Origin of the sequence: Aeromonas sp. S18(2024), from assembly GCF_041402525.1 — a bacterium.
GTDB lineage: Bacteria > Pseudomonadota > Gammaproteobacteria > Enterobacterales > Aeromonadaceae > Aeromonas > Aeromonas enteropelogenes.
Map to the genome: position 1 here is coordinate 72,999 of NZ_JBGLQV010000005.1, position 25,420 is coordinate 98,418.

26 protein-coding genes are annotated in these 25,420 nt (G+C 60.0%); 16 read left to right on the forward strand and 10 right to left on the reverse strand.

Annotated features, from left to right (window positions below):
• Positions 1-169 precede the first annotated feature (169 nt).
• Both ACB034_RS10270 and ACB034_RS10275 read left to right on the forward strand, forming a co-directional pair.
• On the forward strand, positions 170-589 hold the full coding sequence (locus ACB034_RS10270) for a MauE/DoxX family redox-associated membrane protein (RefSeq protein WP_042026932.1): 420 nt from the start codon (positions 170-172) through the stop codon (positions 587-589).
• Between the two features lie 4 nt (positions 590-593).
• On the forward strand, positions 594-1,121 hold the full coding sequence (locus ACB034_RS10275; RefSeq protein ID WP_371172770.1) for a rhodanese-like domain-containing protein: 528 nt from the start codon (positions 594-596) through the stop codon (positions 1,119-1,121).
• A 74-nt stretch (positions 1,122-1,195) separates the two neighbouring features.
• On the opposite strand, the gene panC is transcribed toward ACB034_RS10275, so the two are convergent.
• The 8 genes from panC to thpR form a co-directional block, all read right to left on the reverse strand.
• Positions 1,196-2,050: a pantoate--beta-alanine ligase gene (panC, locus tag ACB034_RS10280; protein ID WP_342018152.1), complete on the reverse strand. Its 855-nt coding sequence runs from the start codon at positions 2,048-2,050 to the stop codon at positions 1,196-1,198.
• A 103-nt stretch (positions 2,051-2,153) separates the two neighbouring features.
• Positions 2,154-2,948 carry a 3-methyl-2-oxobutanoate hydroxymethyltransferase gene (gene panB / locus ACB034_RS10285; protein ID WP_061476138.1) on the reverse strand — a complete coding sequence of 265 codons (795 nt, stop codon included), beginning with the start codon at positions 2,946-2,948 and terminating at the stop codon, positions 2,154-2,156.
• Positions 2,945-3,454 carry a 2-amino-4-hydroxy-6-hydroxymethyldihydropteridine diphosphokinase gene (gene folK / locus ACB034_RS10290; protein ID WP_026458410.1) on the reverse strand — a complete coding sequence of 170 codons (510 nt, stop codon included), beginning with the start codon at positions 3,452-3,454 and terminating at the stop codon, positions 2,945-2,947. The genes panB and folK overlap by 4 nt, the downstream gene beginning before the upstream one ends.
• 11 nt (positions 3,455-3,465) lie before the next feature.
• Positions 3,466-4,914 (reverse strand): polynucleotide adenylyltransferase PcnB, encoded by a 1,449-nt coding sequence (gene pcnB / locus ACB034_RS10295; RefSeq protein ID WP_371172771.1) that lies wholly within the window; start codon positions 4,912-4,914, stop codon positions 3,466-3,468.
• An 81-nt stretch (positions 4,915-4,995) separates the two neighbouring features.
• On the reverse strand, positions 4,996-5,916 hold the full coding sequence (gene gluQRS, locus ACB034_RS10300; protein ID WP_371172772.1) for a tRNA glutamyl-Q(34) synthetase GluQRS: 921 nt from the start codon (positions 5,914-5,916) through the stop codon (positions 4,996-4,998).
• Positions 5,917-6,025: 109 nt separating this feature from the next.
• The gene (gene dksA / locus ACB034_RS10305) at positions 6,026-6,475 is read right to left on the reverse strand and encodes an RNA polymerase-binding protein DksA (protein WP_005335644.1); all 450 of its coding nucleotides are present in this window, start codon (positions 6,473-6,475) and stop codon (positions 6,026-6,028) included.
• Between the two features lie 119 nt (positions 6,476-6,594).
• Positions 6,595-7,338 (reverse strand): DNA/RNA nuclease SfsA, encoded by a 744-nt coding sequence (gene sfsA / locus ACB034_RS10310; protein ID WP_371172773.1) that lies wholly within the window; start codon positions 7,336-7,338, stop codon positions 6,595-6,597.
• Positions 7,339-7,341: 3 nt separating this feature from the next.
• Positions 7,342-7,875, reverse strand: a complete 534-nt coding sequence (gene thpR, locus ACB034_RS10315; RefSeq protein WP_371172865.1) for an RNA 2',3'-cyclic phosphodiesterase — start codon at positions 7,873-7,875, stop codon at positions 7,342-7,344.
• Between the two features lie 178 nt (positions 7,876-8,053).
• On the opposite strand from thpR, the gene hrpB reads away from it, so the two are divergent.
• The 4 genes from hrpB to ppa all read left to right on the forward strand — a co-directional run bounded on the left by hrpB (position 8,054) and on the right by ppa (position 14,179).
• Positions 8,054-10,507 (forward strand): ATP-dependent helicase HrpB, encoded by a 2,454-nt coding sequence (gene hrpB / locus ACB034_RS10320; protein WP_371172774.1) that lies wholly within the window; start codon positions 8,054-8,056, stop codon positions 10,505-10,507.
• Between the two features lie 156 nt (positions 10,508-10,663).
• Positions 10,664-12,985 carry a penicillin-binding protein 1B gene (gene mrcB / locus ACB034_RS10325; RefSeq protein ID WP_042071216.1) on the forward strand — a complete coding sequence of 774 codons (2,322 nt, stop codon included), beginning with the start codon at positions 10,664-10,666 and terminating at the stop codon, positions 12,983-12,985.
• A 63-nt stretch (positions 12,986-13,048) separates the two neighbouring features.
• Positions 13,049-13,450 (forward strand): VOC family protein, encoded by a 402-nt coding sequence (locus ACB034_RS10330; protein ID WP_216993735.1) that lies wholly within the window; start codon positions 13,049-13,051, stop codon positions 13,448-13,450.
• Between the two features lie 198 nt (positions 13,451-13,648).
• Positions 13,649-14,179, forward strand: coding sequence for an inorganic diphosphatase (gene ppa, locus ACB034_RS10335; protein ID WP_042071210.1), 531 nt, complete (start codon positions 13,649-13,651; stop codon positions 14,177-14,179).
• A 25-nt stretch (positions 14,180-14,204) separates the two neighbouring features.
• Here ppa and ACB034_RS10340 read toward each other — a convergent pair whose 3' ends face one another.
• Positions 14,205-14,552 carry a hypothetical protein gene (locus ACB034_RS10340; protein WP_061476151.1) on the reverse strand — a complete coding sequence of 116 codons (348 nt, stop codon included), beginning with the start codon at positions 14,550-14,552 and terminating at the stop codon, positions 14,205-14,207.
• Between the two features lie 139 nt (positions 14,553-14,691).
• Between ACB034_RS10340 and ACB034_RS10345 the strand changes: the two genes are divergently transcribed.
• The 10 genes from ACB034_RS10345 to ACB034_RS10390 all read left to right on the forward strand — a co-directional run bounded on the left by ACB034_RS10345 (position 14,692) and on the right by ACB034_RS10390 (position 24,466).
• Positions 14,692-15,573 (forward strand): hypothetical protein, encoded by an 882-nt coding sequence (locus tag ACB034_RS10345; RefSeq protein WP_026458079.1) that lies wholly within the window; start codon positions 14,692-14,694, stop codon positions 15,571-15,573.
• Positions 15,574-15,793: 220 nt separating this feature from the next.
• Positions 15,794-16,336: a YtfJ family protein gene (locus tag ACB034_RS10350; RefSeq protein ID WP_026458078.1), complete on the forward strand. Its 543-nt coding sequence runs from the start codon at positions 15,794-15,796 to the stop codon at positions 16,334-16,336.
• 44 nt (positions 16,337-16,380) lie between these two features.
• A complete protein-coding gene (locus ACB034_RS10355; RefSeq protein WP_371172775.1) occupies positions 16,381-16,677 on the forward strand; it encodes a hypothetical protein in 297 nt (98 codons plus the stop codon).
• 27 nt (positions 16,678-16,704) lie between these two features.
• Positions 16,705-17,283 (forward strand): DUF2796 domain-containing protein, encoded by a 579-nt coding sequence (locus ACB034_RS10360; RefSeq protein WP_371172776.1) that lies wholly within the window; start codon positions 16,705-16,707, stop codon positions 17,281-17,283.
• 4 nt (positions 17,284-17,287) lie between these two features.
• The gene (locus ACB034_RS10365; protein ID WP_216993730.1) at positions 17,288-17,977 is read left to right on the forward strand and encodes an ABC transporter ATP-binding protein; all 690 of its coding nucleotides are present in this window, start codon (positions 17,288-17,290) and stop codon (positions 17,975-17,977) included.
• Positions 17,971-19,218: an ABC transporter permease gene (locus ACB034_RS10370; RefSeq protein WP_371172777.1), complete on the forward strand. Its 1,248-nt coding sequence runs from the start codon at positions 17,971-17,973 to the stop codon at positions 19,216-19,218. Before ACB034_RS10365 ends, ACB034_RS10370 begins: the two co-directional genes overlap by 7 nt.
• A gap of 35 nt (positions 19,219-19,253) precedes the next feature.
• The gene (locus ACB034_RS10375; RefSeq protein WP_371172778.1) at positions 19,254-19,724 is read left to right on the forward strand and encodes a DUF3299 domain-containing protein; all 471 of its coding nucleotides are present in this window, start codon (positions 19,254-19,256) and stop codon (positions 19,722-19,724) included.
• A 103-nt stretch (positions 19,725-19,827) separates the two neighbouring features.
• Positions 19,828-20,688: a TIGR03899 family protein gene (locus ACB034_RS10380; RefSeq protein WP_225634077.1), complete on the forward strand. Its 861-nt coding sequence runs from the start codon at positions 19,828-19,830 to the stop codon at positions 20,686-20,688.
• Between the two features lie 242 nt (positions 20,689-20,930).
• Complete coding sequence (locus ACB034_RS10385) at positions 20,931-22,568, forward strand: PAS domain-containing methyl-accepting chemotaxis protein (RefSeq protein ID WP_371172779.1); 1,638 nt, start codon at positions 20,931-20,933, stop codon at positions 22,566-22,568.
• Between the two features lie 602 nt (positions 22,569-23,170).
• Positions 23,171-24,466 (forward strand): hypothetical protein, encoded by a 1,296-nt coding sequence (locus ACB034_RS10390; RefSeq protein WP_371172780.1) that lies wholly within the window; start codon positions 23,171-23,173, stop codon positions 24,464-24,466.
• A gap of 274 nt (positions 24,467-24,740) precedes the next feature.
• Here the strand turns inward: ACB034_RS10390 and cysC are convergent, their stop codons facing one another.
• Positions 24,741-25,334 (reverse strand): adenylyl-sulfate kinase, encoded by a 594-nt coding sequence (gene cysC / locus ACB034_RS10395; protein ID WP_371172781.1) that lies wholly within the window; start codon positions 25,332-25,334, stop codon positions 24,741-24,743.
• Positions 25,335-25,420: the final 86 nt, after the last annotated feature.

Sequence of the window (25,420 nt, forward strand, 5' to 3'; positions counted from 1 at the left end):
TGGCACCGTTCAAGGGGCGCCCGTATGGGCGCCCTTTTTATTGCGATCACACCGGGTAATTGCGGCCCCGTCCGGCAAAAACGGAAATTGGTCGCCCGGATACCGTCAAACTCATTGCGGCTCAATCGGGAATTGTTACAATTCCAGCCTCTCTATAAAGAGGTACCCTATGCCTGCCTATGTGCGCATGCTGGCCAACCTGGCCCTGGGGGGATTTTTCATCGCCTCGGCGGGTTTCAAGCTTGCGTCCCCTGCCCTGTTCGCCGAACAGATCGCGGCCTTCGGGTTGATCTGGTCGCCGCTCATCCTGCCCGCCGCCTGGGGCCTGATCGCCCTGGAGCTGTGCGCCGGGCTCGCGGTGATAGCCAATCGCCGCTGGGGACTCTGGCTGGTGATCGCCCTGCTTGCCCTGTTTATCCCCGTGCTGGGTTACGGCATCGCCATCGGGCTCGATATCTCTTGCGGCTGTCTTGGCAAGGCGGATCTCAGTTCGCTGCCGGAAGCCATCCTGCGGGATCTGCTGCTGCTGACGCTTGCGGGCGCCCTGTTGCGTACCTCCCGCCCCGTTTTTCCTGCTATCAAGGAGTAGTCACATGATGACATTGCGATCCCGTACCCTGCTGGCTTCCGTCATTGCCGCCAGCTTCGCCCTCGCCGGCTGCGGCGACAACCAGTTCGAGCAGGAGGTCAAGCTGGAGCAAGCCGCAGTGCAGCTCTCCCAGGAGACCCAGCAAGGGGGCTACCAGCTGCTGACCGTGGCCGAGCTGAAGACCCGGATGGATAAGGGTGAAGAACTGGTGATCATCGATACCATGCCCTATGAAGACTCCTTCAAGAAGGAGCACATCCCGGGTGCCAAGAACTTCGTCTTCGTGAAGGAGGCCAAGTCTGGCGACGACTGGAGCGAAATCGTGGAAGGCAACGGCACTCCCGAACAGTTCCAGGCCCTGCTGGGTGAAGACAAGTCCCGCCCCGTGGTGATCTACTGCGGCTTCGTCAAATGTGGCCGCAGCCACAACGCCGCAGCCTGGGCGGTGACCCAGGGCTATCAGCAAGTCTACCGGGTACCCGGCGGTATCTTCGCCTGGAAAGGGGCCGGCTACCCCATCTCCGCCGAATAAGCTCCTCGCCCCCGAATGAAAGAAGCCCGCAGTTGCGGGCTTCTTTATATATCCGGTTTGCTCAAGTCAGGGGATCAAGAGTTGACCGTGACGACGCGGTTGTCGATGAGGCGAGCCTTGCCGAGATAGGCCGCCATCAGGATCACCAGCTGGCGGCTCTGATCGGTGGCTGACTCCAGAGTGTCGGCATCGACAATATCGATGGCATCGGTGCGAAAACCGGCATTGTCGAGTCGCTGGCTGGCCTGGGCCACCAGGGAGGGCAGATAGCTATCTCCCGCCTCGATCTGCTCGGCAATCCAGTTCATGGTGCGCGCCAGCTCGGGGGCGATGGCGCGCTCGGCGGCAGTCAGATAACCGTTGCGCGAAGAGAGCGCCAGCCCGTCTTCGGCCCGCACCGTGGGCACGCCGACGATCTCAATGGGCATCGCCATGTCGGCCACCATCTTGCGAATGAGCGCCAGCTGCTGGTAATCCTTCTGGCCGAAGCAGGCCACGTCCGGCTGTACCAGGTTGAACAGCTTGGTGACCACAGTGCTGACGCCGCGGAAGTGGCCCGGGCGCAGCGCCCCTTCCAGCAGGCTGGAGAGGCCCGGCACCTCGACGAAGGTCTGGCTCGCCAGCCCCTGCGGGTACATGATCTCCGGGGTCGGCGTGAATACCATGTCGACACCGGCGGCCTCCAGGGCGGCGCAGTCCTGCTCCAGGGTGCGCGGGTAGTTGGCGAGATCCTCGGCCTTGTCGAACTGCATCGGGTTGACGAAGATGCTGACCACCACCTTCTCGGCGTGGCCGTGCGCCTCCTTCACCAGGGTCAGATGGCCCTGGTGTAGGTTGCCCATGGTGGGCACGAATGCAATGGCACGCCCTTCACGACGCCATTGGCTAATCTGTTCACGCAAAACGACGGGATTGTTAACGACCAACATCAGCAGTTCACCTTCCAAATCAAAAGAGAGACGGGTTACATCAGCCAAAGAGAGATGGCGAAGCGGGGGCACAGGCCCCCGCTCATGGCAATACGACATCCGGTCAGTTGAAGCAGTGCTCCGGACCGGGGAAACTCCCCTCGCTCACCTGCTGCACATAGAGACGGACGGCGGCACGCACATCCCCGGTTTCGGCCAGGAAGTTCTTGGTGAACTTGGGCACATAGCCGGAGGTGATGCCAAAGGCGTCGTGCATCACCAGGATCTGGCCGTCGGTAGCCGGGCCCGCACCGATGCCGATCACCGGGATGCGCAGCGCCTTGGTAATGCGCTCGGCGAGCGCAGTGGGCACGCACTCAAGCACCAACAGCTGGATGCCGGCCGCCTGCAACTCGAGGGCCTGACGGTAGATCTCCTGGGCCTGGAACTCGTCACGCCCCTGTACCTTGAAGCCACCAAATACATGGACGGATTGCGGGGTGAGGCCGAGGTGGCCGCACACCGGCACGCCGTTGCGGGTCAGGTGGCGGATGGAGTCGCACAGCCAGTCGCCCCCTTCCATCTTCACCATGCGGGCACCGGCTGCCATCAGACGGGCGGCGTTCTGGTAGGTCTGCTCCGGGGTGGCATAGCTCATGAACGGCATGTCAGCCACCACCAGCGCCTGGCTGGCGCCACGGGCGACACAGCGGGTGTGATAGACCATCTCGTCCATGTTGACCGCCAGGGTATCCTGCCCCCCTTGCAGCACCATGCCCAGCGAATCACCGATGAGCAGGACGTGCGCCCCCTCGTCGTCGAACAGCCTGGCGAAGGTGGCATCATAGGCGGTAATGGCAGTGAACTTCTGGCCATCCTGCTTCATCTTCAGCAGGCTGGCGGTGGTGATCTTGCTCATAAAGGCTCCTGTTCGTCTGCGCCGGAGGCAATGATGGCGAGACCATTGCGCGGGCAGCGGGCAACCAGTTGGGCGAGCGGGGTGCCGCAGGGCAGCACCAGAGCGGGCGCGATCTCGGCCAGGGGCAAGAGCACGAACTCTCGCTCCTGCATGCCGTAATGGGGAACGATGAGGCGCTCGTGATTGATCACCCGATCGCCGTAGAGCAGCAGATCGAGATCCAGGGTTCTTGGCCCCCAGCGCTCATCTTTGCGCACACGTCCTTGTTCCAGCTCGATTTTTTGTAGTTGGTCCAGCAGCGCCAGCGGCGCCAGCCGGGTAGTGAGCCGGGCCACGGCATTGACATAGTCCGGCTGATCAGCCGGCCCCATGGGGCGGCTGCTGTAAAACGACGAGGCCTGCTGCAGCTCTGTCTCCGGCAATGCCGCCAGAGCCGAGACGGCGCGGCGAGCCTGGCCGAGCGGATCGGCCAGGTTGGAGCCGATGGCGACGAAGACCTCGCTCATCATGGCCGTGGTCACTCGGCGGCGGCTTTCGGCTTGCGACGGCGGGGACGACGGCGGTTGCGGCCATTGCCATTGCGCTTTTCGCCAGCCGGGGCACGATCGCCACCGCGAGTCGCTTCACGCTGCAGCTGCGGGCGCACGTCCGGGTTGGAGGCCACATAGCGCTCCCACCAGCTGGAGAGCTCGCCAAGGCCGCGTTCGACCCGGTTGCGCAGCAACAGGAAGTCAAACGCCGCACGGAACTTGGGGTGCTCCATGGTGCGCTCGGGGTGGCGGCCCTGACGGCGGGTCAGTCGCTGCTGCAGCGCCCAGATGTCGCGCACGTCCGTGGTGAAACGACGGGGCACGGCGATGATCCGCACCTGGGTGTCCAGCACCTCGTTGACCGCCAGCATGAAGGCGTCATACCAGGGCAGGCCGCTCTCGTTCTCCAGCACCCGACCACGGGCCTCGACACATCCCCACAGCAGGGTGGCATAAAGGAAGGCGGGTGTAACCCGCTTCTCTTCACGCACCCGGGTATCGGTATCGATCAGCGCCTGCTCGATGAACTGCTCATAAGGGGAGTTGCCGTGCGGGGTAAAGAGCGCGGCCACCTGAGGGAACAGTTGCTGGAACAGGCCGTACTCGCGCAGCAGCTTGTAGGTAGCCAGCGCATCGCCGGCCAGGAACAGCTTGAGGGTCTCCTCGAACAGACGCGCGGCCGGAATATCCTGCAGCAACGGCGCCAACTCCTTGATGGGGGCAGCGGTGCGCGGGCTGATGGTCATATCCAGCTTGGCGGCAAAGCGCACGGCGCGCAGCATCCGCACCGGATCTTCGCGGTAGCGGGTCTCGGGATCGCCAATAAGCTCCAGCTTGCGCTCCGCCAGATCTTCCAGCCCGCCCTCGAAATCGTGCAGGGTGAAATCCTTGACGCTGTAGTAGAGGGCGTTGACGGTGAAGTCGCGGCGCTCGGCATCCTCTTCGATGGTGCCGTAGACGTTGTCACGCAGCAGCATGCCTTCATCAGACTGGGCCGACACATGTTTGCTGGTATTGACCTGATGGTGGTGACCCCGGAAGGTGGCCACTTCGATCACGTCACGACCAAAGACGATGTGGGCCAGGCGGAAGCGACGGCCAATCAGGCGGCAGTTGCTGAACAGTGCCTTGATCTGCTCCGGCGTCGCATTGGTGGCGATGTCGAAATCCTTTGGCGTCTTCCCGAGCAGCAGATCCCGGACTCCGCCGCCGACCAGGTAGGCGTCATAGCCTCCCTTGTTCAGGCGATAGAGCACCTTGAGTGCATTTTCGCTGATCTCTTTGCGCGAAATCGGGTGCTGATCACGGCTCAAGGTACGACGTTGACCAGCGACACGGGCCGGAATGGGGGACTCCACCGACTGCTCGCCGTCTTCCTTGCCGAGCACCTTGCGGCAAAAGTTTGCGATCTGGGAAAAAATGGTACACCTCTTCATGACTTCTAAATTGACGGGAGGCCAAAAAATAGCGGCCTATCATAGCTCAGCACTTATCAAATGAAAAACCGAATGGCCCGCTCAGCCAGCCTCCAGCGGGATCTTCTGGCAGGAGGGGACGCGTGCGAGCCGCCAGTTGGCCACGGCCCAGCGGATCATCTCCGCCACCGGACTCGCCATCAGCTCGGGCGGCGGGCACTGGCCGAGAAAGTGCAGGGCCCGCCACAGGGCCGGACGCACCTCATCTTGAGCCAGTGCCGGGGCATGGTTCTGCTTGGAGAGCTTGTTGCCATCCGCCAGCACCGCCAGCGGCAGATGTACCCAGTCAGGCACGCTGGCCCCCAGGGTCTGGTAGAGGGCAATCTGGCGCACCGTGGGCTCCAGCAGATCGGCGCCGCGCACTATCTCGGTAATGCCGCTGTCCATGTCATCCACCACCACCGCCAGGTTGTAGGCATAAAGCCCATCCCGGCGCCGGACGATGAAATCCTCCTCCGCCAGAGCAGTAGGCACCTCTATGTGTCCCTGCAACCCATCCTCGAAGTGATAGACGGGGTGACGCTGGCGCAGGCGGGCAGCGACGCCTTGCGCCCCCCCTGTCACCGAGAGGCCCAGCTCGCGGCAGTGGCCGTTGTAAAAACCGCCGCTGGCCATGATCTCGCGCCGGGTACAGCGGCACCAGTAGAGATCGCCGGCCCGATAGAGCTGGTCGATGATCTCGTCATAGCGGGCATGGCGCCGGCTCTGGTACATCACTTCCCCATCCCACTCGAGGCCATACGCTTCAAGGGTCTGCAGGATAAGGTCGGCAGCTCCCGCCATCTCTCGCGGCGGATCTATGTCTTCGATGCGCACCAGCCAGCGCCCCCCCCGGGCCCTGGCCTGCAAAAAGCTGCCGAGGGCCGCAATCAGGGAGCCAAAATGGAGCGGCCCCGATGGAGAGGGGGCAAAGCGGCCGACATAGGAGCGCGTTTGGGATGACAAAGGGGCATTCACTGGCATGGCGATTCGGGTAAACAACTCATTGAGGCTGCATTCTGGATGGCGCCACCCAAAAGCTCAATAAAAAAGGGAGCCTGCAAGCTCCCTTTCATCGTTCAGACGGACACCATCAACCGGCCATCTGCTTTTCCTTGATCTCGGCCAGCGTCTTGCAGTCGACACAGAGGTCGGCGGTCGGACGGGCTTCCAGACGACGGATGCCGATCTCGATGCCGCAGTGCTCGCAGTAACCGAAATCATCGTCTTCAAGCAGCTGCAAGGTCTTCTCGATCTTCTTGATCAGCTTGCGTTCACGATCGCGAGTACGCAATTCGAGAGCGAACTCTTCCTCTTGCGCGGCACGATCCACGGGATCCGGGAAGTTGGCAGCCTCGTCCTTCATATGATCAACGGTGCGGTCAACTTCCTGCATCAGTTGGTTGCGCCAGGCACCCAGGATCTTGCGAAAATGCGCCTTCTGTTGGTCATTCATGTACTCCTCACCCGGTTTTTCCTGGTAAGGGGCGACACCCGCAATGGCCAGGGGGCCCAGAGATTTCCTGTTTTCGCCTGTTGGCATGCCCTGTCTCCTAATTCAGCACGCTACCCGTGCCATCCATAAATTGAGGGCGACATCTATAGCAGAAGGGTAACGGGTAAGCAAACGAGCCGTACCAATTATGTTACCCACTCCAATATTTATGAACTCCCCTCGGGTAGCAGGTGGCTGGCTTCAAACGGAATAAATCCTTGAGCCACCGTGCCTTGCACCCCAACATGGGGCCGATAGCATAAAATTTCAACCCCTGCCGCAATTGACTGCTCAATTAGCAGACTATAGTGCGGATCTATATGGGCTGCAGGCCTCATTCTGGTTATTCCCGAGTGCAACACCATAAACAGCAGCACGGCCCTGTGCCCCGCCGCCTTCATGGCCATCAATTCACGCAAGTGCTTGGCGCCGCGGGCGGTCACCGCATCGGGGAAGTACCCCATGCCGGCCTCTTCCCGCTCGTCCAGCAGGGTCACCGACTTCACTTCAATGTAACAACTGGGCCTTTCATCATCTTCCAGCAACAGATCGATGCGGCTGTTCTCCTCGCCATATTTCACCTCGGTGCGCAGGCGGGCATAGCCGGTCAGCGGCGCGATGGCCCCCTGCTCGATAAGCTCGCGGGCGATCTGGTTGGCGCGGGCCGTGTTGACGCAGATGAAGTGCCCCGCCGGGCTCTCGGCAATTTCCCAGCTGTGGGGCAACTTGCGCTTGGGGTTATCGGAAGTAGAGTACCAGACTCGGGTGCCCGGTTCGGCGCAGCCGGTCATAGCGCCGGTGTTGGCGCAGTGGATGGTGATCTGCTCGCCGTTATCCAGCGCCACATCGGTGAGGAAACGCTTGTAGCGGGCGACCAGCTGGCCCGATTGCAGCGGCGGTTCAAATATCATGGGTCATCCTCTCTCTTCTTCTTTAACCCGGGCGCGCAGCGGCCAGCAGGCGAGCGGCTCGTAACGCACGCCATCCGGGGTGGAAACCGACTGGTAGAGGCAGAAGCGATCGGCCTGCAGCACGAAATCCGGTGCCGGCAGGGTGGACGGCGCCTCGCTCGCCTTGCGCGACAGGGTGACATGGGGCCGATAACCCTGCTCGCCATTGCCAAGACGCAGCCTCTCGCCGTGACGGCGCAGTGCCCGGGCCAGCACGTTGAGATCGTTGGGCCACTCTTTGGGGCCGATCCAGGCCGCCTTGGCCCGGCCAAACCAGCCGGTCTCGTTCAGGTGAATGGCAAGCGGCGGACAGTGCTGGCGATCCACGGCGGCGATGAGGCGACGGGTGGTCACCTCGTCCGCCTCCCCCAGAAACGCCAGGGTCAGGTGAAGGTTCTCCCCGGGAACCGGTTGGCCTGGCCAGGGCAACCGATCACGCCAGGCGATGAGTTCGGAAGCAAGTCCCTCGACGGGCAGGGCAAAGAAGAGTTTGGCCATTGCGCGGATAGATGCCTTTTTCTCGTTCATGGAGGGGCCATTCTATGGCAGCGGGGCGGCGCCTGTCTCGGCGTCCGGCCGAGCTATGTCCGTCCCGGTCACAGGCGCTCACGGTAGTGGCCGGGGTTGTGGCAGAATAAGCGCCGTTTTGAAGGAGCCACAGAAGGTTTTCATCGCTTTGTCCCAGCTTCCCATCGAGTCGGTGCTGCCCGCACTGTTTGCCGCCATCGACCAGCATGCCTCCGTGATCCTGCAGGCGCCCCCTGGCGCGGGCAAATCGACCCTGCTGCCGCTGGAGCTGGTACGCCAGCACCGGCTGCCAGGTCGCATCATCATGCTGGAACCCAGACGCCTTGCAGCGCGCAATATCGCCAGCTTTCTCGCCCGCCAGCTCGGCGAGAAGGTGGGCGAGCGCATCGGCCTGCGGGTGCGCGGCGAGAGCCGCACCAGTGCCGCCACCCGGCTCGAAATCGTGACCGAAGGGGTACTGACTCGGATGCTGCAGCAGGATCCCGAGCTCAGTGGCGTCTCCCTGGTCATCTTCGACGAGTTTCACGAGCGCAGCCTCCATGCCGATACCGCCCTGGCCTTTGCCATCGAGAGCCAGCAGGGGCTGCGGGATGATCTCAAACTGCTGGTGATGTCCGCCACCCTGGATGGCATGGCCCTCGAGGCCCTGCTGCCGGATGCCCCCGTCATTCGCTCCGAGGGGCGCGGCTTTCCCATCGACTACCACTACCGCCCCGCCAATCGCCAGCAGTGGCTGGAACCCCAGGTGGGCGCCGTGGTGCTGGAGGCACTGGCGGCTCACGATGGCAGCCTGCTGGTGTTCCTGCCCGGGCAGGGTGAAATCGAGCGACTGGCGCAATGGCTGGCCGAACGCCTGCCGGAAGAGGTGCTGCTCGCCCCCCTCTACGGTCGCCTCGACATGGCGGCGCAGCAGGCGGCCATCGCACCGGCACCGGCGGGTCGCCGCAAGCTGGTGCTCACCACCAACGTGGCGGAGACCTCCCTCACCATCGAGGGGATCTCCGTGGTCATCGACAGCGGGCTGGAGCGACGGGCCTCGTTCGATCTGAAAAGCGGCATCACCCGGCTGGAGACCCGGCCGATCGCCAGATCCTCCGCCACCCAGCGGGCCGGACGGGCCGGGCGTCTTGGCCCGGGCGTCTGCTACCGGCTCTGGAGCAGTGAGGTGCAGGAGCGGCTCGCCGAACAGAGTCCGCCCGACATCCTCACCCAGGAGCTGACCGGTCTGTTGCTGGATGCCGCCCAGTGGGGCGCCAAGGTTGACGATCTGCCGCTGCTGGACAAGCCCCCGGCCGCCGCCGTGGCCAGCGCCCAGCGGCTGCTGGTATCCCTCGGCGCCATGAAGGCGGAAGGCGAGCAGCAACTCACCCCGGCCGGCCGCGCCATGGCTGCATTCGGTACGCACCCGCGCCTCGCCCGCATGTTGCTGCGGGCCCGCGAGCTGGAGCGCGAGGGTCTGACAGGGATTGTCGCCGATGCCGCTTTCCTGGTGGCGCTGCTGGAAGAGGATCTGCGAGGATCGGAGCGCCTCTCCGTGCTGTTCCATCGCCGTCAGGGGGCCCTGCGACAAGGTGCTGCTCGCTGGTTCGAGCGGCTTGGCGCGAGGCCCTCACAGGCGCAAGGCCAGTGGTTGGGGCTGCTCTGCGCCCTCGCCTGGCCGGATCGCATCGGCAAGCTGCGCAGCGCCAGTCGTTATCAACTCAGTGGTGGGGTGAGCTGCGATCTGGTAGAAGGTCATCCATGCCAGGGGCAAGGGGCACTCATCGCCATCGAGATGGGGCAGAACGAGCGCGGCAGCCGCATTTTCATCGCCGAACCCGTCGAGCTGGAGGAGCTGGTGCGCCAGTTGCCGGAACTGGTGAGCGAGCGCCAGTGGTTTGACTGGGACGAGCGGGAAGAGCGGGTGCGGGCCGAACGCCAGCAGGTGATCGGCGAACTGGTGCTTAGCCAGCGGCCGCTCACCGAGCTCTCCGATGAGCAGAAGGGGCGCTGCCTGCTGCAGGGGATCCGGCGCAAGGGGCTGCACGTGCTGCCCTGGGACGAGGGGAGCGAAGGGCTGCTGGCTCGTCTGCGCTGCGCCCGCGACTGGCTGCCGGATGAAGCCTGGCCCGCCATGGACGAGGAGAGTCTGCTGGCGACCCTTGAGCAGTGGCTGCTGCCGGCGGTAAGCGGCATGACCCGGCTGGAGCAGCTCAAAAAGCTCAATCTGACCGAGATCCTGCGCCAATCCCTGCCCTGGCCGCTGCCCAGACGGCTGGACGAGGCGCTACCGAGCCACTTCACGGCGCCGACCGGCAGCCGGGTTAGGATCCGTTATCAACCGGGTCAGGCCCCGGTGATCCCGGTGCGCATTCAGGAGATGTTCGGTCAAGCGGCCACCCCCTGCGTGGCCGATGGCCGGGTGCCTCTGGTGGTGGAGCTGCTCTCCCCCGCCCAGCGGCCGCTGCAGATCACCGCCGATCTCGCCGCCTTCTGGGCCGGCTCCTACGAGCAGGTGAAAAAAGAGATGAAGGGACGCTACCCACGCCACTACTGGCCGGACAATCCGCTGGAAGCGATGCCGACCAGGGTCACCAAGAAAAAGATGGGGCTGCAGGAGTAGCCCGCGAATGTCGGTCTGATGACAGGCCACGCGCCGGGGCAGCCAGTGTTGCCCCGGCGAGCAGGATCAGTTCATGGCAGGGAGCACGCCCGCTTGGCCACAGAGGCCGGCGAGGCATGACCCCGCAATGGCGACATAACAAGTAAAAGAGGATTCATGGCAACCCAACGACGCAAACGCACGCCCAAGAAGGCGGCGGCTCCCAAGCGCACCATCTGGCGCAAGCTGTTCTGGCTTGGCTTCAAGCTCTCCCTGGTGGGGGCCGCCTTTATGGTGGTTTTCGGTATCTATCTCGATACCAAGGTGCGCGAGCGGTTTGACGGCGAGAAGTGGCAACTGCCGGTAATGGTCTACAGCCGGCCGCTGGAGCTCTACCCGGGCCAGCGCCTGTCGCGGGATCAGATGGTGCGCGAGCTCAACATGCTGAGCTACAAGCGGGTGCGTCAGCCCCATACCCCGGGCGAGTACACCATCAACGGCAATCGCATCGAGCTGGTGCGTCGCCCGTTCGAGTTTTATGACGGCGCCGACGGGGCTCGCGGCCTGCGCCTCTCCTTCAACGGCCCCCGTCTGGAGCAGATCCAGTCGCTGGAGAACCAGCGCCAGCTCGGCTACGCCCAGATGGACCCGGTGTTGCTCGATCGCCTCAACACCGAGGATCGGGAGGATCGCCTGCTGGTACGCCTCTCCGAGGTGCCTGACAGCCTGCTGGTGACCCTGCTCACCACGGAAGACCGTGAGTTTTACCAGCATGGCGGCGTCTCGCCGGTGGCCATCATGCGCGCCATGTTTGCCAACCTGGTGGCGGGTCGCACCGTGCAGGGGGGCAGTACCCTGACCCAGCAGCTGGCCAAGAACTTCTTCCTGACCCGTGAACGCAGCCTGTGGCGCAAGCTGCAGGAAGCCTACATGGCAGTGCTGATCGACTATCGCTACAGCAAGGACGAGATCCTGGAGTCCTACCTCAACGAGGTCTATCTGGGGCAGAACTTCTCGCAAGGGGTCTACGGCTTCGGGCTCGCTTCCTACTTCTACTTCGGCATTCCGGTCAACGAGCTGGATATCGATCAGGTCGCCCTGTTGGTGGGTCTGGTGAAGGGCCCCTCCTATTACGATCCCTGGCGCTTCCCGGAGCGGGCCAAGGCGCGCCGCGACCTGGTGCTGAAACTCCTGATGGATCACGGCAGCCTGACCCAGGCCGAGTATGAGCTGGCCAGCAAGCAACCCCTTGGCATCATCGCCCGGGGCCAGATGAGCTATGGCCGCACCCCGGCCTTCATGGGCCTGCTCAAGCGGGAGATCCAGAGCCGCTTCGGCTCAGATCTGCTCAAGCAGTCCGGCCTCAAGATCTTCACCAGCCTGGACCCCATCGCCCAGCACGCCGCCGAGCGGGCGGTCGAATCAGGCCTGGCCCAGATCGAGAAACAGCGGGGCAAGAAGAAGCTGGAGGCGGCCATGGTGGTCTCCGACTGGCACAAGGGGGAAGTAGTAGCACTGGTGGGTGGCCGGGATCCCCGCTACGCCGGCTTCAACCGGGCGCTGGATGCCCGCCGCCAGATAGGCTCTCTGGTCAAGCCGGCGGTCTACCTGACCGGTCTCTCCAACGGACTGACCCTGGCGACCCCGCTCAAGGATCAGCCGATCCGCATTCGCGGCCAGGATGGCCAGCTGTGGACACCGCAAAACTACGATCGCAAGTTCCGCCAAAGCGTGCCGCTGATGGATGCGCTGGCCAGCTCCCTCAACGTGCCGACCGTCAATCTCGGTCTGCAGGTGGGGCTGGAGAAGGTGGTAGACACCCTGCACAAGATGGGGGTCGAGCAGGAGATCCAGCCCTATCCGTCCCTGGTGCTGGGGGCAGTCGCCTTGTCACCGCTGGAGGTGAACCAGATGTACCTGCCCATCGCCAACCGCGGGCTGACCCAGCCGCTGTCGGCTATCCGTGCCGTAGTGAAGGGTGATGGCACCCTGATTTATCGCCATGACGAGGGGGCCAAGCAGGTGACGGATCCCCAGGCAAGCTGGCTGACCCTGTTTGCCATGACCAAGACGGTGAGCCAGGGTACGGCACGGGCCCTCAGCGCCCGGTTCCCCGGTGCCACCATGGCGGGCAAGACAGGTACCACCAACGAGCTGCGCGACTCCTGGTTTGCCGGGCTGGACAACAACGAGCTGGTGAGCGTCTGGGTCGGTCGCGACGACAACACTCCGGCGGGACTGACCGGCTCCAGCGGTGCCCTGCAGCTGTTCAGTGGCTATATGAGCCAGCGCGGCGTCAACAGCCTGGGGCTGAAGACTCCGGAAGGGGTAAGCTGGGCCAACTTCTCCCGCGCCAACGGCGCCCATGTTGCCAGTAACTGCCCGGGCAGCCTGCAGGTGCCGGCCAAGACCGCCACTCTGGGCACCCCGATCAGCTGTGCCAGCAGCCCCTCACCGCGCAGCACGCTGGACGAGTGGTTCGGTGGCTTCTTCAACTAACAGGACGAGACGGGCAGCGCAGGCTGCCCGTTGATTATTTATTCCCGCAGACAAGGAGTCACCATGACCTTGCCACTGTTTGAGGCCATCCACCATGTGGCCATCATCGCCAGCGATTACGAGCGCTCGCGCCACTTCTATCACCAGGTGCTGGGGCTGCCTATCATCTGCGAAACCCTGCGCGAAGCCCGCCAATCCTGGAAGCTGGATCTGGCCCTGCCGGATGGCAGCCAGCTGGAGCTATTCAGTTTCCCGAATCCCCCCGCTCGCCCTTCTCAACCTGAAGCCTGCGGCCTGCGCCATCTCGCTTTTCGGGTCGGTGATATCGATAGGGTCATTGCCCATCTGCAACGCCACGGCATCGAGGTGGAGGCAGTGCGGGTGGACGAGCTGACCGGCAAGCGTTTCACCTTCTTTGCCGATCCCGATGGGTTGCCGCTGGAGCTTTATGAGACAGGTTGCTGAGTGCCTGATGTTGTCGCTGCAAACCCACGGCAGGCGAGGAAAAACTCGCCACTTTGTTGTATCAAGGGGGTATCAAAGCCGCATGGCGAACGAGTCCATCAATGGCATGCGGCCAATGACCGTTGAAAGATGGTCATTTAACATCACATCGCTATAATATCCGCCTGCAAACCTGATACTAACAATCAAGGAATTATCATGAGCCTGAACCTGGTACCGGCTGGCAAGAGCCTGCCCGACGATATCTACGTCATCATCGAAATCCCGCAGAATGCCGACCCGATCAAATACGAAGTCGACAAGGACAGCGGCGCAATTTTCGTGGATCGCTTCATGTCTACCCCCATGTTCTATCCGTGCAACTACGGCTATGTGAACGCGACCCTCTCCCTGGATGGTGACCCCGTCGACGTACTGGTTCCGACCCCCTACCCGCTGCTGGCCGGCTCCGTCATCCGCTGCCGCCCGGTTGGTGTACTGAAGATGACCGACGAATCTGGCGAAGATGCCAAGATCGTTGCCGTGCCGCACTCCAAGCTGACCAAGCAGTACGACCACATCCAGGATGTGAACGATCTGCCGGAGCTGCTGCGCGCCCAGATCCAGCACTTCTTCGAGCGCTACAAAGAGCTGGAAGCAGGCAAGTGGGTCAAGGTAGAAGGCTGGGGCGACAAGGCCGAAGCCGAAGCCGAGATCAAAACCTCTGCCGAACGTTACGCTGCCAAGTAAGCGTACCGGTCGATAAAAAGGCGCCTTATGGCGCCTTTTTTATGGATGGTGACGATGGCTGGCCGGACATTTCTCCGCCAGGATTCCCCTGAATATATATTTCCCGTCCATCTTGCTGGTAGGGGCGATAGTAGTCCCCCCCGCAGCGATACCCTCCTCCCTGCTGACTCATCAGCTCGCAGTTGACCGGCAATACCTCCAGCCACTTGATGGCCTGCTGGAAGCGCAACCACTCCTGCCACTCATGCTCCCGCGCCAGCTGATCCCGCAGGGCAAAGGCGTCTATCTTCTCTCCACCCTTGCTGACAATCACCGGCCCGGCCAGCGCCGGCAGGCTCAGCAAGCCAAATAGCCATACCATCAAAAGCTTCATATCCCCTCCAGAGCGACTTAATTTCACAATTAAATTTAAAGGCGCATCAATCTGTTATCCCGATCACAAAACGAAACATCCTCAAACCGCCGCCGGCTCACCTAGTTGTTAATTATCGTTCCCGGCAGGAAGCATCACCATGAAGCCGCTACCCGGTCTGCTGTTAAGCCTGAGCCTGTGCACCTGCGCCATCGAGGCCAGCGAGATCAACCTGAGCTGGCAGTGGCAATCGAGCGATGGCCAGTTCAAACACTTCCAGCTGACCACGGACGATCGGGTGATGGCCGCCAGTCGCCACGATATGAACCTGCTCGACGCCTCCCTCACCAACCCGCTGGAGACCCTCTATGCCTACATCAGCCCGCGCCTCTACAACAGCATCAACCTGATCAACCAGAACAGTCCGGAGACCGCCACCAAGTTTCGCAATCTGGAACAGGCCTTCACGGTCCACGACGACAGCGTGGAGTCGCTGCTGTTCTGGCAAGCCTACCAGCAGTATCAGGACGATGCGTTCTACCAGATGCGGGTGATCCCTTGCGTACATCCGGCCAACCGCAAGCTCCCTTGCGTGCGCCCCGATTACTCCCAACTCTTTTATCACTTCAAGAGCGATCTCAAGCCGCTGGCACGGCAGTTCGCCGCCAAGGATCTGGCCACCAGCATCAATCTGCTGCAGGAGTGGCTCAATGCCATCCCGACCCGGCCGGAACAGATGGATCACTTCGCACCGCCGTTGCAGGCCCTGCAGGAGAACAAGGCGGACAGCGACGAGAAGGCGCTGCTGATGGCGAGCCTCTTGGCCGAACTGGCACCGCAATACGTGCTCAGCATCATCTACCCGAATATCAGCATCGGCAGCGTCTCCCCCGCCTGGCTGGCCATCACGGCGGACAGCGGCGTGCCCGGCGATATTGTGGTGATCAACAATCAACGCCACGTCTTGCTGACCGGCTCCCCCCTGCTGGCCCAACAGATGACCATGGCCAGGATCCCCCTCATCAGCGAGTCCCTCTACTGACCCTGACACCTCAGACCAGCCGCCAATTCATTGATTTTTATTGCTGCCATGCCATTCTTGCCGCCCTTGCCAGCCAGTCTCCTGACTGGCGGGGCGTCTGGCTATCCATCTCACGATCTGATTTAACACTTTTTAAACATATCCGATCAGTTTAGGATGAAACTCGCCCATTCCCTCAACCAGCAACTCGTTATAACATAACAAATGGAGTGTCATCCGGATGAAACATCTCGTACTTACTCTGGCGCTGCTGCCCTGCCTGGCCTTTGCCCACAACATCAAGGAAGCGAGCCAGGTGCCGCTGGTCAATATCAGTGACAAGGGCGAGCTGGTGCTCAATGGCAAGGAGATTGGCTATCAGCCGTGGCAGAGCAAGGCGCTCAGCGGCAAAGTATTCATGATCCAGCACATCGCTGGCCGCTCCAGCGCCAAGGAGCTCAACGCCCCCATGATCGAGGCGATCAAGGCCGCCAAGCTGCCCCACGACAAGTACCAGACCGTCACCATCATCAATAGCAATGATGCCATCTGGGGCACTTCGGGCTTTGTGAAGAGCAGTGCCGAAGACAGCAAGAAAGAGTTCCCCTGGTCCGCCATCGTGCTGGATGCCAAGGGCATGGCACGCAATGCCTGGGATCTGGCGCCGGAAAGTTCGGCCATCATCCTGGTAAATAAAGATGGCAAGGTGCTGTTTGCCAAAGATGGCCAGCTCGATGCCAACAACATTGCAACCGTGATGGGGCTCATCCAGTCCCATCTCTGATATCAGAGAGAAGGGCGCTGATGGCGCCCTTCCCGTAAGGGTCTATGGGTCGTTTCAAGCATATAATCTGGGTCTTGCTGCTGGGCTGGTTGTGGTTGCAACCCGCCCTCGCCCAGCACCCCCTTGACGCCTCCCTGCCCGGACACGATCACCACTGCCTGATCTGCGCCCTCCATCTGGATGGCAATCAGGCTATCCCTCCTTTGATTCAACTCCTTCCCCCCATCGCCACCTGGGGGCAGCCTGTCGACATCATACCGACGGTACCTCCTCGCCAGGTCGCTCACGCCTATGCCATCCGTGCTCCGCCCCGCACTGCTTTCCTGTTCCCATCCATCTGAATTATTTGTTTTTTAAAAGGATTCACAATGAAAGCAGTTACCCTGTTGCTGGCCGCCGCGGCCTTTGGCGCGCACGCACATCACGACGAACACGACGGCCATGGCCACGGTGCCCACGAGCACGGTCACGGCCACCTCAATCTGGTGCTTGATGGCAACCAGCTGATGCTGGAATTTCAGGCTCCGGCCGCCGATCTGGTGGGCTTCGAGCACGCGGCAAAGAACGATGAAGAGAAGGCGCAATACGCCAGGGCGGTGGATCGCCTCAAACAACCGGACACCCTGTTTCGCTTCGCACCGGCGGCGGGCTGCAAGCTGACCCAGCAGGAAATCAACGCGGCCAATAAAGACCATGACCATGACCATGACCATGACCATCAAAAGTCTGACGACGGCCACGATGATCACCAGCACGATGAGGCTGGCCACGCCGATATAGGCGCCATGTATACCTACACCTGCGCGCTGCCGGACAAGCTCGCCGGGCTGGAGGCTACCCTGTTCAGCGTCTATCCCAGCCTGGAGAAGCTGAGCGTGCAGGGTATTTTGCACACTGGCCAGACCGCAGCCGAGCTGACCCCCTCCGCCAACCAACTGAGCTGGTAACGTCATGAAAAACGCCGTGGTTGAGATCCGCGATCTGGCCTTTGCCTGGCCGGGTCATGAGGCTGTACTCGATCTGCCCGCCCTCACCATCACAGAGGGTGAGCGAGTGTTTATCAAGGGCCCCTCGGGCTCCGGCAAGTCGACCCTGCTCGGGTTGCTCGCCGGGATCCAGACCGCCAACCACGGCACCCTGGAGGTGCTGGGCCAACCGCTGGCCCGGCTCTCCGGCCGTGCCCGTGACCGGTTCCGGGCGGCCAATCTGGGTTACATCTTCCAGCAGTTCAACCTGCTGCCGTTTTTATCCGTTCTCGACAACGTCACCGCTGCTCTCACCTTCTCCCCCGAGAAGCGGGCGCGCCTGCACGGCAGTGCTGACGCCGAGGTCCGGCGCCTGTTGACGGAACTGCAGCTGCCCGAAGAGGCGCTGCACAGGCCCGTCCATGCCCTCAGTATCGGCCAGCAGCAGCGGGTGGCTGCCGCTCGGGCGCTGATTGGCTCACCACCGCTGGTGATCGCCGATGAGCCCACCTCGGCCCTCGACACCGACAACCGGGCCGCCTTTATCAAGCTCCTGTTCGAGGAGTGCGACAAACAGGGCTCGACCCTCATTTTCGTCAGTCATGACCCCTATCTGGAGCCCCTCTTCCCCCGAGCGGAAAACCTGCAACAGCTGAACAGGAGGGCCACATGCTGAAACTCGCCCTGCAAAGTCTCTGGGCCCGCCGCCTCACCGCCGGCCTCACCCTGCTGGCGGTCGCCATCAGCGTCACCCTGCTGCTCGGGGTGGAGCGGGTGCGCAACCAGGCGCGCGAGAGCTTCGCCAATACGGTCTCGGGGACCGATCTCATTGTCGGTGCCCGCTCCGGCCAGGTGAATCTGCTGCTCTATTCTGTGTTTCGCATCGGCAATCCCACCAACAACGTAGGCTGGGATGCCTATCAGGCCATCAAGACCAGACCCGGCATCGCCTGGACCATTCCCCTCTCCCTCGGTGACTCCCACAAGGGTTTTCGGGTGCTCGGCACCAATGGCGACTACTTCACCCACCTCAAATACGGCCGACAGCAGTCGCTGCAGATGAAGGAGGGACGCCCGTTCGACACACCGTTCGAAGCCGTACTCGGCGCCCAGGTCGCCGAGAAGCTCGGTTATCACCTGGGGCAGTCCATCGTCATCGCCCACGGCGCCGGCAATACCTCGTTCAGCCAGCACGACAACCTGCCGTTCAAGGTGGTGGGCATTCTGGCACCGACCGGCACTCCCATCGATCGCACCATCCACGTGCCGCTGGCCGGCATCGAGGCGATCCACCTTGGCTGGGACACTGGCCGTCACAGCAAAAATGTGACCACCGAGCAGGCGCTGGCCCAGGATCTGACCCCCAAGACCATCACTGCCTTCATGGTGGGCCTCAGCAACCGGATACTGGCGTTCCAGCTGCAGCGCAGCGTCAACACATACCGGGGTGAGCCGCTGATGGCGATCCTGCCGGGCGCCGCCCTGCAGGAGCTGTGGAGCCTGATGAGCGTGGCTGAAACGGCGCTCTCGGTGATCGCCGGTTTCGTGGTGGTGGCGGGCCTTATCGGCATGCTGACCACCTTGCTGGCCGGACTCAACGAGCGGCGCCGGGAGCTCGCCATTCTAAGATCCCTCGGCGCCGGACCGGCCCACCTGTTCCTGCTGCTGACGCTGGAGGCGATGGCCCTCACCACAGCGGGCATCGCTCTCGGGGTCGCCACCCTCTATGCCGGACAGGCCCTTGCCACCCCCTGGCTGCTCGGTCACTATGGCCTGCAATTGAGCTTGGGGCTGCCGAGCGCCTACGAGTGGCAACTGCTGGGGCTGGTGTGGCTGGCCGGCATGGTGATAGGCCTGTTGCCCGCCGCCCGCGCCTACCGCTACAGCCTGAGCGATGGCATGAGCATCCGCGTCTAGCAATGACGCCGTGAACAACAAGAGAAGGACACACGATGAAGTGGAAAATCGCGGCGCTGCTGGCCAGCCTGCTGGTGCTGCCGGCCCTGGCCGCCGACTACAAGACCATCGACTGGGATGTGCTGATCCCGGAAGGGGAGAAACTGCTGCCACCGCCCCAGGTCAATCACGAAGATCCCATGTCGGTACCACAACCGGTCGGGGGCGTGAACAAGAAACTGAACAGCCAAGATGTGCGCATTCCGGGCTTCGTGGTGCCGCTGGAGGGGGATGCCAAAACCATCACCGCCTTCCTGCTGGTGCCCTACTTCGGCGCCTGCATCCATGTGCCGCCGCCCCCTACCAACCAGGTGATCTATGTGAGCTACCCCAAGGGGGCACCGGTGGATGACCTGTGGGACGCCATCTGGGTGAAGGGCAAGATGCACACCGTCAGCTCCAGCCACGAGATGGCCACCGCCTCCTACTCGATGGATGCGGTCGAGGTGAGCGTTTACGAAGAGTAAGAGTCAGATCTCAAAAAAAGCGGCCTCTGTGGAGGCCGCTTTGTTATCTTGCTCCCCGGCTTGGAGTAACATTCCCCCCTGAACCTGTGCTAATGGAGTCAGCATGGCCGATCTGCCCCCACCCAAGAAAGAGAGTTCCATCCTGAGCAGCCAGGAGCAGACCCTGCGCCTGGCCCGCAGCCGTGGCATCGACGGTATGCTCACCCGCAACACCGACAGCACCTTCGAGCAGCGTGCCACCTTTCGCCAGCTGGCGGATCAGGCCGCCCGCCAGCGTAATCTGGAAGCCATCATGGTGATGGCCTCCCGCCACTGCGCAGAAACCGCCGCCGGCGGCGAGATGGACAGCGACTGGCTGACCCGCTTCCTGCAACTGGCGGAAGACATCAGCATGGTGCCCATGCAGCAGCTGTGGGGCCGCATCTTCGCCATCGAGGTCGCCACACCGGGGCGCTTCTCCATCCGCGCCCTGACCACCCTGAAAGAGATGACCCAGCGCGAGGCCCAGCTGTTCCAGCGACTCTGCTCCCTCTCCTGCCACTATCTGGGCAGCGACGAGCAGCGCCTGCTGCTGGGGCTGCACAAGGGGGGCAGCCTGCTCAGCCGCGCCAAGGTGACCCGCCTCGGCCTTGGCAAATACCGGCTACCCTACAACGCCCTGCTACAGCTGTTCGAACTCGGCCTGCTGCATCGCGGCGAACTGGAATCCGGCCCCCTGCCCGCCGACGGGGTGGAGCTGGAGTTTGGCAACCAGCGCTGGCACCTGCACCACAAACAGGCCAACCTCACCCTGCTCTACTACCGCCTGACCCCGGTCGGCAACGAGCTGGCGCAACTGCTGCAAGAGCTGCCGCTGGAAGAGTACCTGCAGGACCTCAAAACTGTGCTGGCGCAGGGGATGCAGATCGAAGTTCAGCCACTCGTCAATGACTCCCCCTCTGCCGAACCCGATACCCACCCCTGATCCTCTGGCGGGGCTGCACACGCCCTGCCACTTGCGGCTCCCGACCGGGCCGACATGGCTCAGAAATGCAATAGACCCCGGGGTACATTTTCCGGCTCCCTTGCGGATGATAAATACGAGAGCCTCGTATGGAATTAGTCCGTCAATAAGATACAAATCAATTGCATTTTTTGGTGGCACCTGCATGGCAATGAGTCTTGATGTAGATCAAAATTCAACCACTACTGCTCGGGAGCCAAGCCATGCGAGTCAATCAACCGATTACCCAACGCGAACGCCTCTACCCGGATCACCAGAACCTCATCTCCACCACGGATCTGGAAAGCCGCATCACCTATGCCAATGAGGAGTTCTGCGATATTGCGGGCTTCACGCCGGACGAACTGATTGGGCAGCATCACAATATGGTTCGCCACCCCGATATGCCCAAACAGGCCTTCGCCGATCTTTGGCGCCACATCAAAGAAGGCAAATGCTGGATGGGACCGGTAAAAAACCGCTGCAAGAATGGCGATCACTACTGGGTCAGCGCCTTCGTCACCCCCATCAAGGATGCCAGTGGCCGGGTGGTCGAATATCAGTCGGTACGCACCGCGCCAAGCGAAGAGCTCAAGCAGCGAGCCGAACGTATCTATGCCGACCTGCGCAATGACAAGCTGCCGCTGGCCCTCAAGCTGCCGACCTTCTCCCACACCCTGACCATCAACCTCTGCCTGCTGGTGAGCCTGATTGCCATGCTGAGTCTGGAATATAACCGCGAGATGAGCTGGCATCTGGCACTGGCAGCTCTCCCGCTGGCACTGGCCGCCATCGTTATCAATTGTCTCTCCCGTCGCCTGGGCAAGCTCAACAAAATGGCCCGCAGCCGCTTCGACAATCCTCTGATGCAGCTGCTCTACACCAACAAGGTGGACAACGTCGCCGCCATCGAACTTTCCATGATAATGAATCAGGCCGGGTTCAATGCCGTACTGGCGCGTACCGAACAGACCTGCAGCATCATTCTGCAGGCTGCCGAGGGCGATCTGCGCAACGCTGAGTCCATCACCAACAACCTGCAGCAACAGCAAGGTGAGACCAATCTGGTGGCCACCGCCGTCAACGAGATGTCGGAGTCAATCCGCGAGGTCTCTCACAGCTCCAGCGAATCCTCCAGTCTGCTGGACGAGACTGCCGATCTGTTCAAGGACGGCAATCGCAGCGTGACCGAAACGGTGACTGCCGTGGCCGGTATGAACAGTGAACTGATGACCTCCAAGAGCGTGATCAATGCTCTGGTCGGCCACTGCCGGGATATCGACGGCATTCTCGACGTGATCAACAACATCGCCAACCAGACCAACCTGCTGGCTCTCAATGCCGCCATTGAGGCCGCACGGGCCGGCGAGGCAGGCCGGGGGTTCTCGGTCGTCGCCGACGAGATCCGCGCACTGGCCATCAAGACCCAATCCTCCACCAGTGAAATCCAGAAGATGATCACCGAGCTGCAAACCAGTGCCGCCAATGCCGAGCATGCGATGGAGAAAGGTTGCCAATTGTCGGAGAGCTGTCAGCAGAAAGCCTCGGCCACAGGTACCATACTGCAGCAGATCAACAGCATGCTGCAGCAGGTCTCCTCCGGCAGCGGCCAGATCGCCCAGGCGGTGCAGGAGCAATTTCACGTCACGGAAGAGATCAACCGCAATGTGCTCAGCATCAAGACCCTGGCCGATGACTCCAGCGTCGGCAGCCAGCACGCCGTGCACGGCATTACCCGGCTGGTGAGCCAGTTAAACGATCTCGACCGGCTGGTTCGCCAGTTCCAGAAAGCCCCCCCGGCCACCCAACGTCGCCACGAAATGCCGCTTGCAGACGCAGTGCCGGTACGCCAAGCCAGATAGCCCTCACGAGCAATCGCCGCAGAAAAACCCTATGGGCCCGCAGGCCCATAGGGTTTTCTTATTGCCAGCAAACAACTGACAAACTGATTGGCGATGCTCCCGATTTCACCTCCCGACTTTACCTCCCTCTCTGGTGCGCGCTCGTTGTTGAGATGCCCCAGCCCCACCCGCTATTGATTAATTTATTGATCTTGCTCAGAAAGCGAGTGTTTCCCGCTTTCTCCCATAGCCCCGTTCGGTAACATAGTCGCTTGGCAACCGTCTTATCGGAGTCACCTATGTCCCAGACCAGAGCCACACCACGGGTCACAAGCAGCAGACTGGAGGCTGAAATTCAGGGGCGGTAGCTTTGTCTGATAAATCAGGTAAGCAAGTGGCGACATACCAAATATCACTCAATATGGTGACTGATTTATTGTCTACAAACACGTCAAGAAAGACATATCAACATATATCCTATCCAGTCTCTTTGAACTATAGTGTTGATGGATAAATTAAGGATGGCCACCACTTTTAATTGCCACAAAAAACATAATCCAAATGTTTATTTGGAATAGATTAACAATCCTTCATACTAAAAATTAGGCGCATTAGAGAATTAAATGAAAAGAGCAAACATTTTTTACGTAACGATTTCTGTACTTGTTCTACTTTCCTCTTGTCTTGCAGTATGGATACATTATCTAAACGAAGGAAAAGATCTACTTAATTTCACAATATCAATAGTAGGGTTTTGCATTGCATTATTGGCTTTATTTATTGCTGTCCGCACATACACATCAATTGACAGTGTTAATAATATAAGCAAAATGGATGGCAACATTCTTGACAACGAAAACTATGTCACCTCACTACCTGAGTTAATTAGTCATTTTAAATCTCAAAATGAAAAGGACCTTGACAATAAAATCTTTGAATCAATAGAATACAAGTTAAAAAAAGAATCTCATACCGCAGTGCATTTTGCTGATACATTGCAGTATATAATCGATCTAATTGTAATCTTTCCTGCTGTTTTTAACGCATCTGATACTGATAGAAAGCGCTATAAAGAACGCATGGAGAGCATACTAAACAATATAGATAAGCGACGTAAAATTCTATACTCAATCAGTAAAGGGAATTCCATTCAAATTACCGAGTCCATCAAACTATTTAAAGCTGTTGTAGCTTATCAACGTTTTGTTTCAGATGGAAATTTCAATATTCATGCTGATCTTCTTCATGTTCGAGGACCGATACTTCGTAACCCTGTTACTAAAACTATCTATCACAATTATCTTGGCTTGTATTACAACAAAAAAGGTATGCATTTACTGCGTGAGTCTCTAAAAATAGAATCTACAGATATGCTATCAATTAAGGGACTTAATCTTATAAATACAAAACTTGCTTCTCTCTCCCCCCCCATTCGAGAAGAGATTACTATGTATTTAACATCTGCATGCAAACAGTTTGACAAAGCTATTGACATATCAAAGGAAGACGTAATGTGGCCTGGATTCATAAATTATAATAAAAGCAGGACATTGTATTTTTTAAATTTACTGTCCACTATAGATAATAACTGGCTAGATATTATTGATGATGCCATTGACTCTCGCTCTAGATTGAATCGACTAATCGATGAGATTCTAACCACAAACAGTAAAAATCACACAACAATAACAAACACTCATTTGCGTCATTTTTTTCTTTATCAAGAAGAGCTTGCTCGCATGGTAAAATTAAATATGCTTCTTGCTGAAAAAAATAAGAACAGCAATGCATCACCTATCGTATATAGAGGTTTAGACATTAATAACATCCATATTGATGACTTAAAAAAATCATTCATAGCAACAAATTGCTTCCCCATAATAAAATCATACCAAGATATGATTATTGAAACACTATAAGACAGGATTGGAACACCATCCATGTTAAGCAAATAGCTACCTTAATAACTGAGTCTTTCTTCTTTGAGACAGAAAGTTCGGCATCTGTCCTTATTTCGACAGATTGTTAAGTATCAGGTTCACTGTATATTGAGGAAGCTTATTATCATCTATATTATCAATAACTCTCTTCAGATTAATGGTGATGACAAAAAAGGGAAATCATTGGCAGGAAAGCAATAAACAAGGGGGCGAACGCCCCTTGTTTATCAATAATCCGTCCAGACAATCAACCTCAGTCGATCAACCCTCGCTGCCTTAGAGCAGTAATCAACTCATCCACCAGTACCTCCACCGGTTTACCGGCATTAAGCAGATGGATTTCCGGCTGTTCGGGCGCCTCGTAGGCGGAGTCGATACCGGTGAAATTACGGATCTCCCCCGCTCGCGCCTTTTTATAGAGCCCCTTGGGGTCTCGCTCTTCACACACGCTAAGGGGTGCATCGACAAAGACCTCGACAAACTCGTCTGGCCCCAAGAGGTTGCGCACCAGCGCACGCTCGGCACGGAACGGCGAGATAAAGGCGGTGAGCACGATCAGGCCCGCATCCACCATCAGTTTTGCCACTTCGCCGACCCGGCGGATATTCTCCTGGCGGGCGGCATCGTCGAAGCCGAGATCGCCGCACAAGCCGTGGCGCACATTGTCCCCATCCAGCAGATAGGTATGCTTGCCCTCTGCGGCCAGCGCCTGCTCCAGCGCCCCCGCCAGGGTGGATTTGCCTGCCCCGGAGAGCCCGGTGAACCAGATCACCAGCGGCTTTTGCCCTTTCAATTCGGCCCTACGCTCTTTGCCCACGGCATGCTGATGCCACACAATATTGCTCATTCACACTCCTTGCTTGGCGCTCGCGCCTCAATGCTGAAACGGCCTGGCTCCCTGGAGCTCAGCCTCTGGCCACTCGCCACTGACGA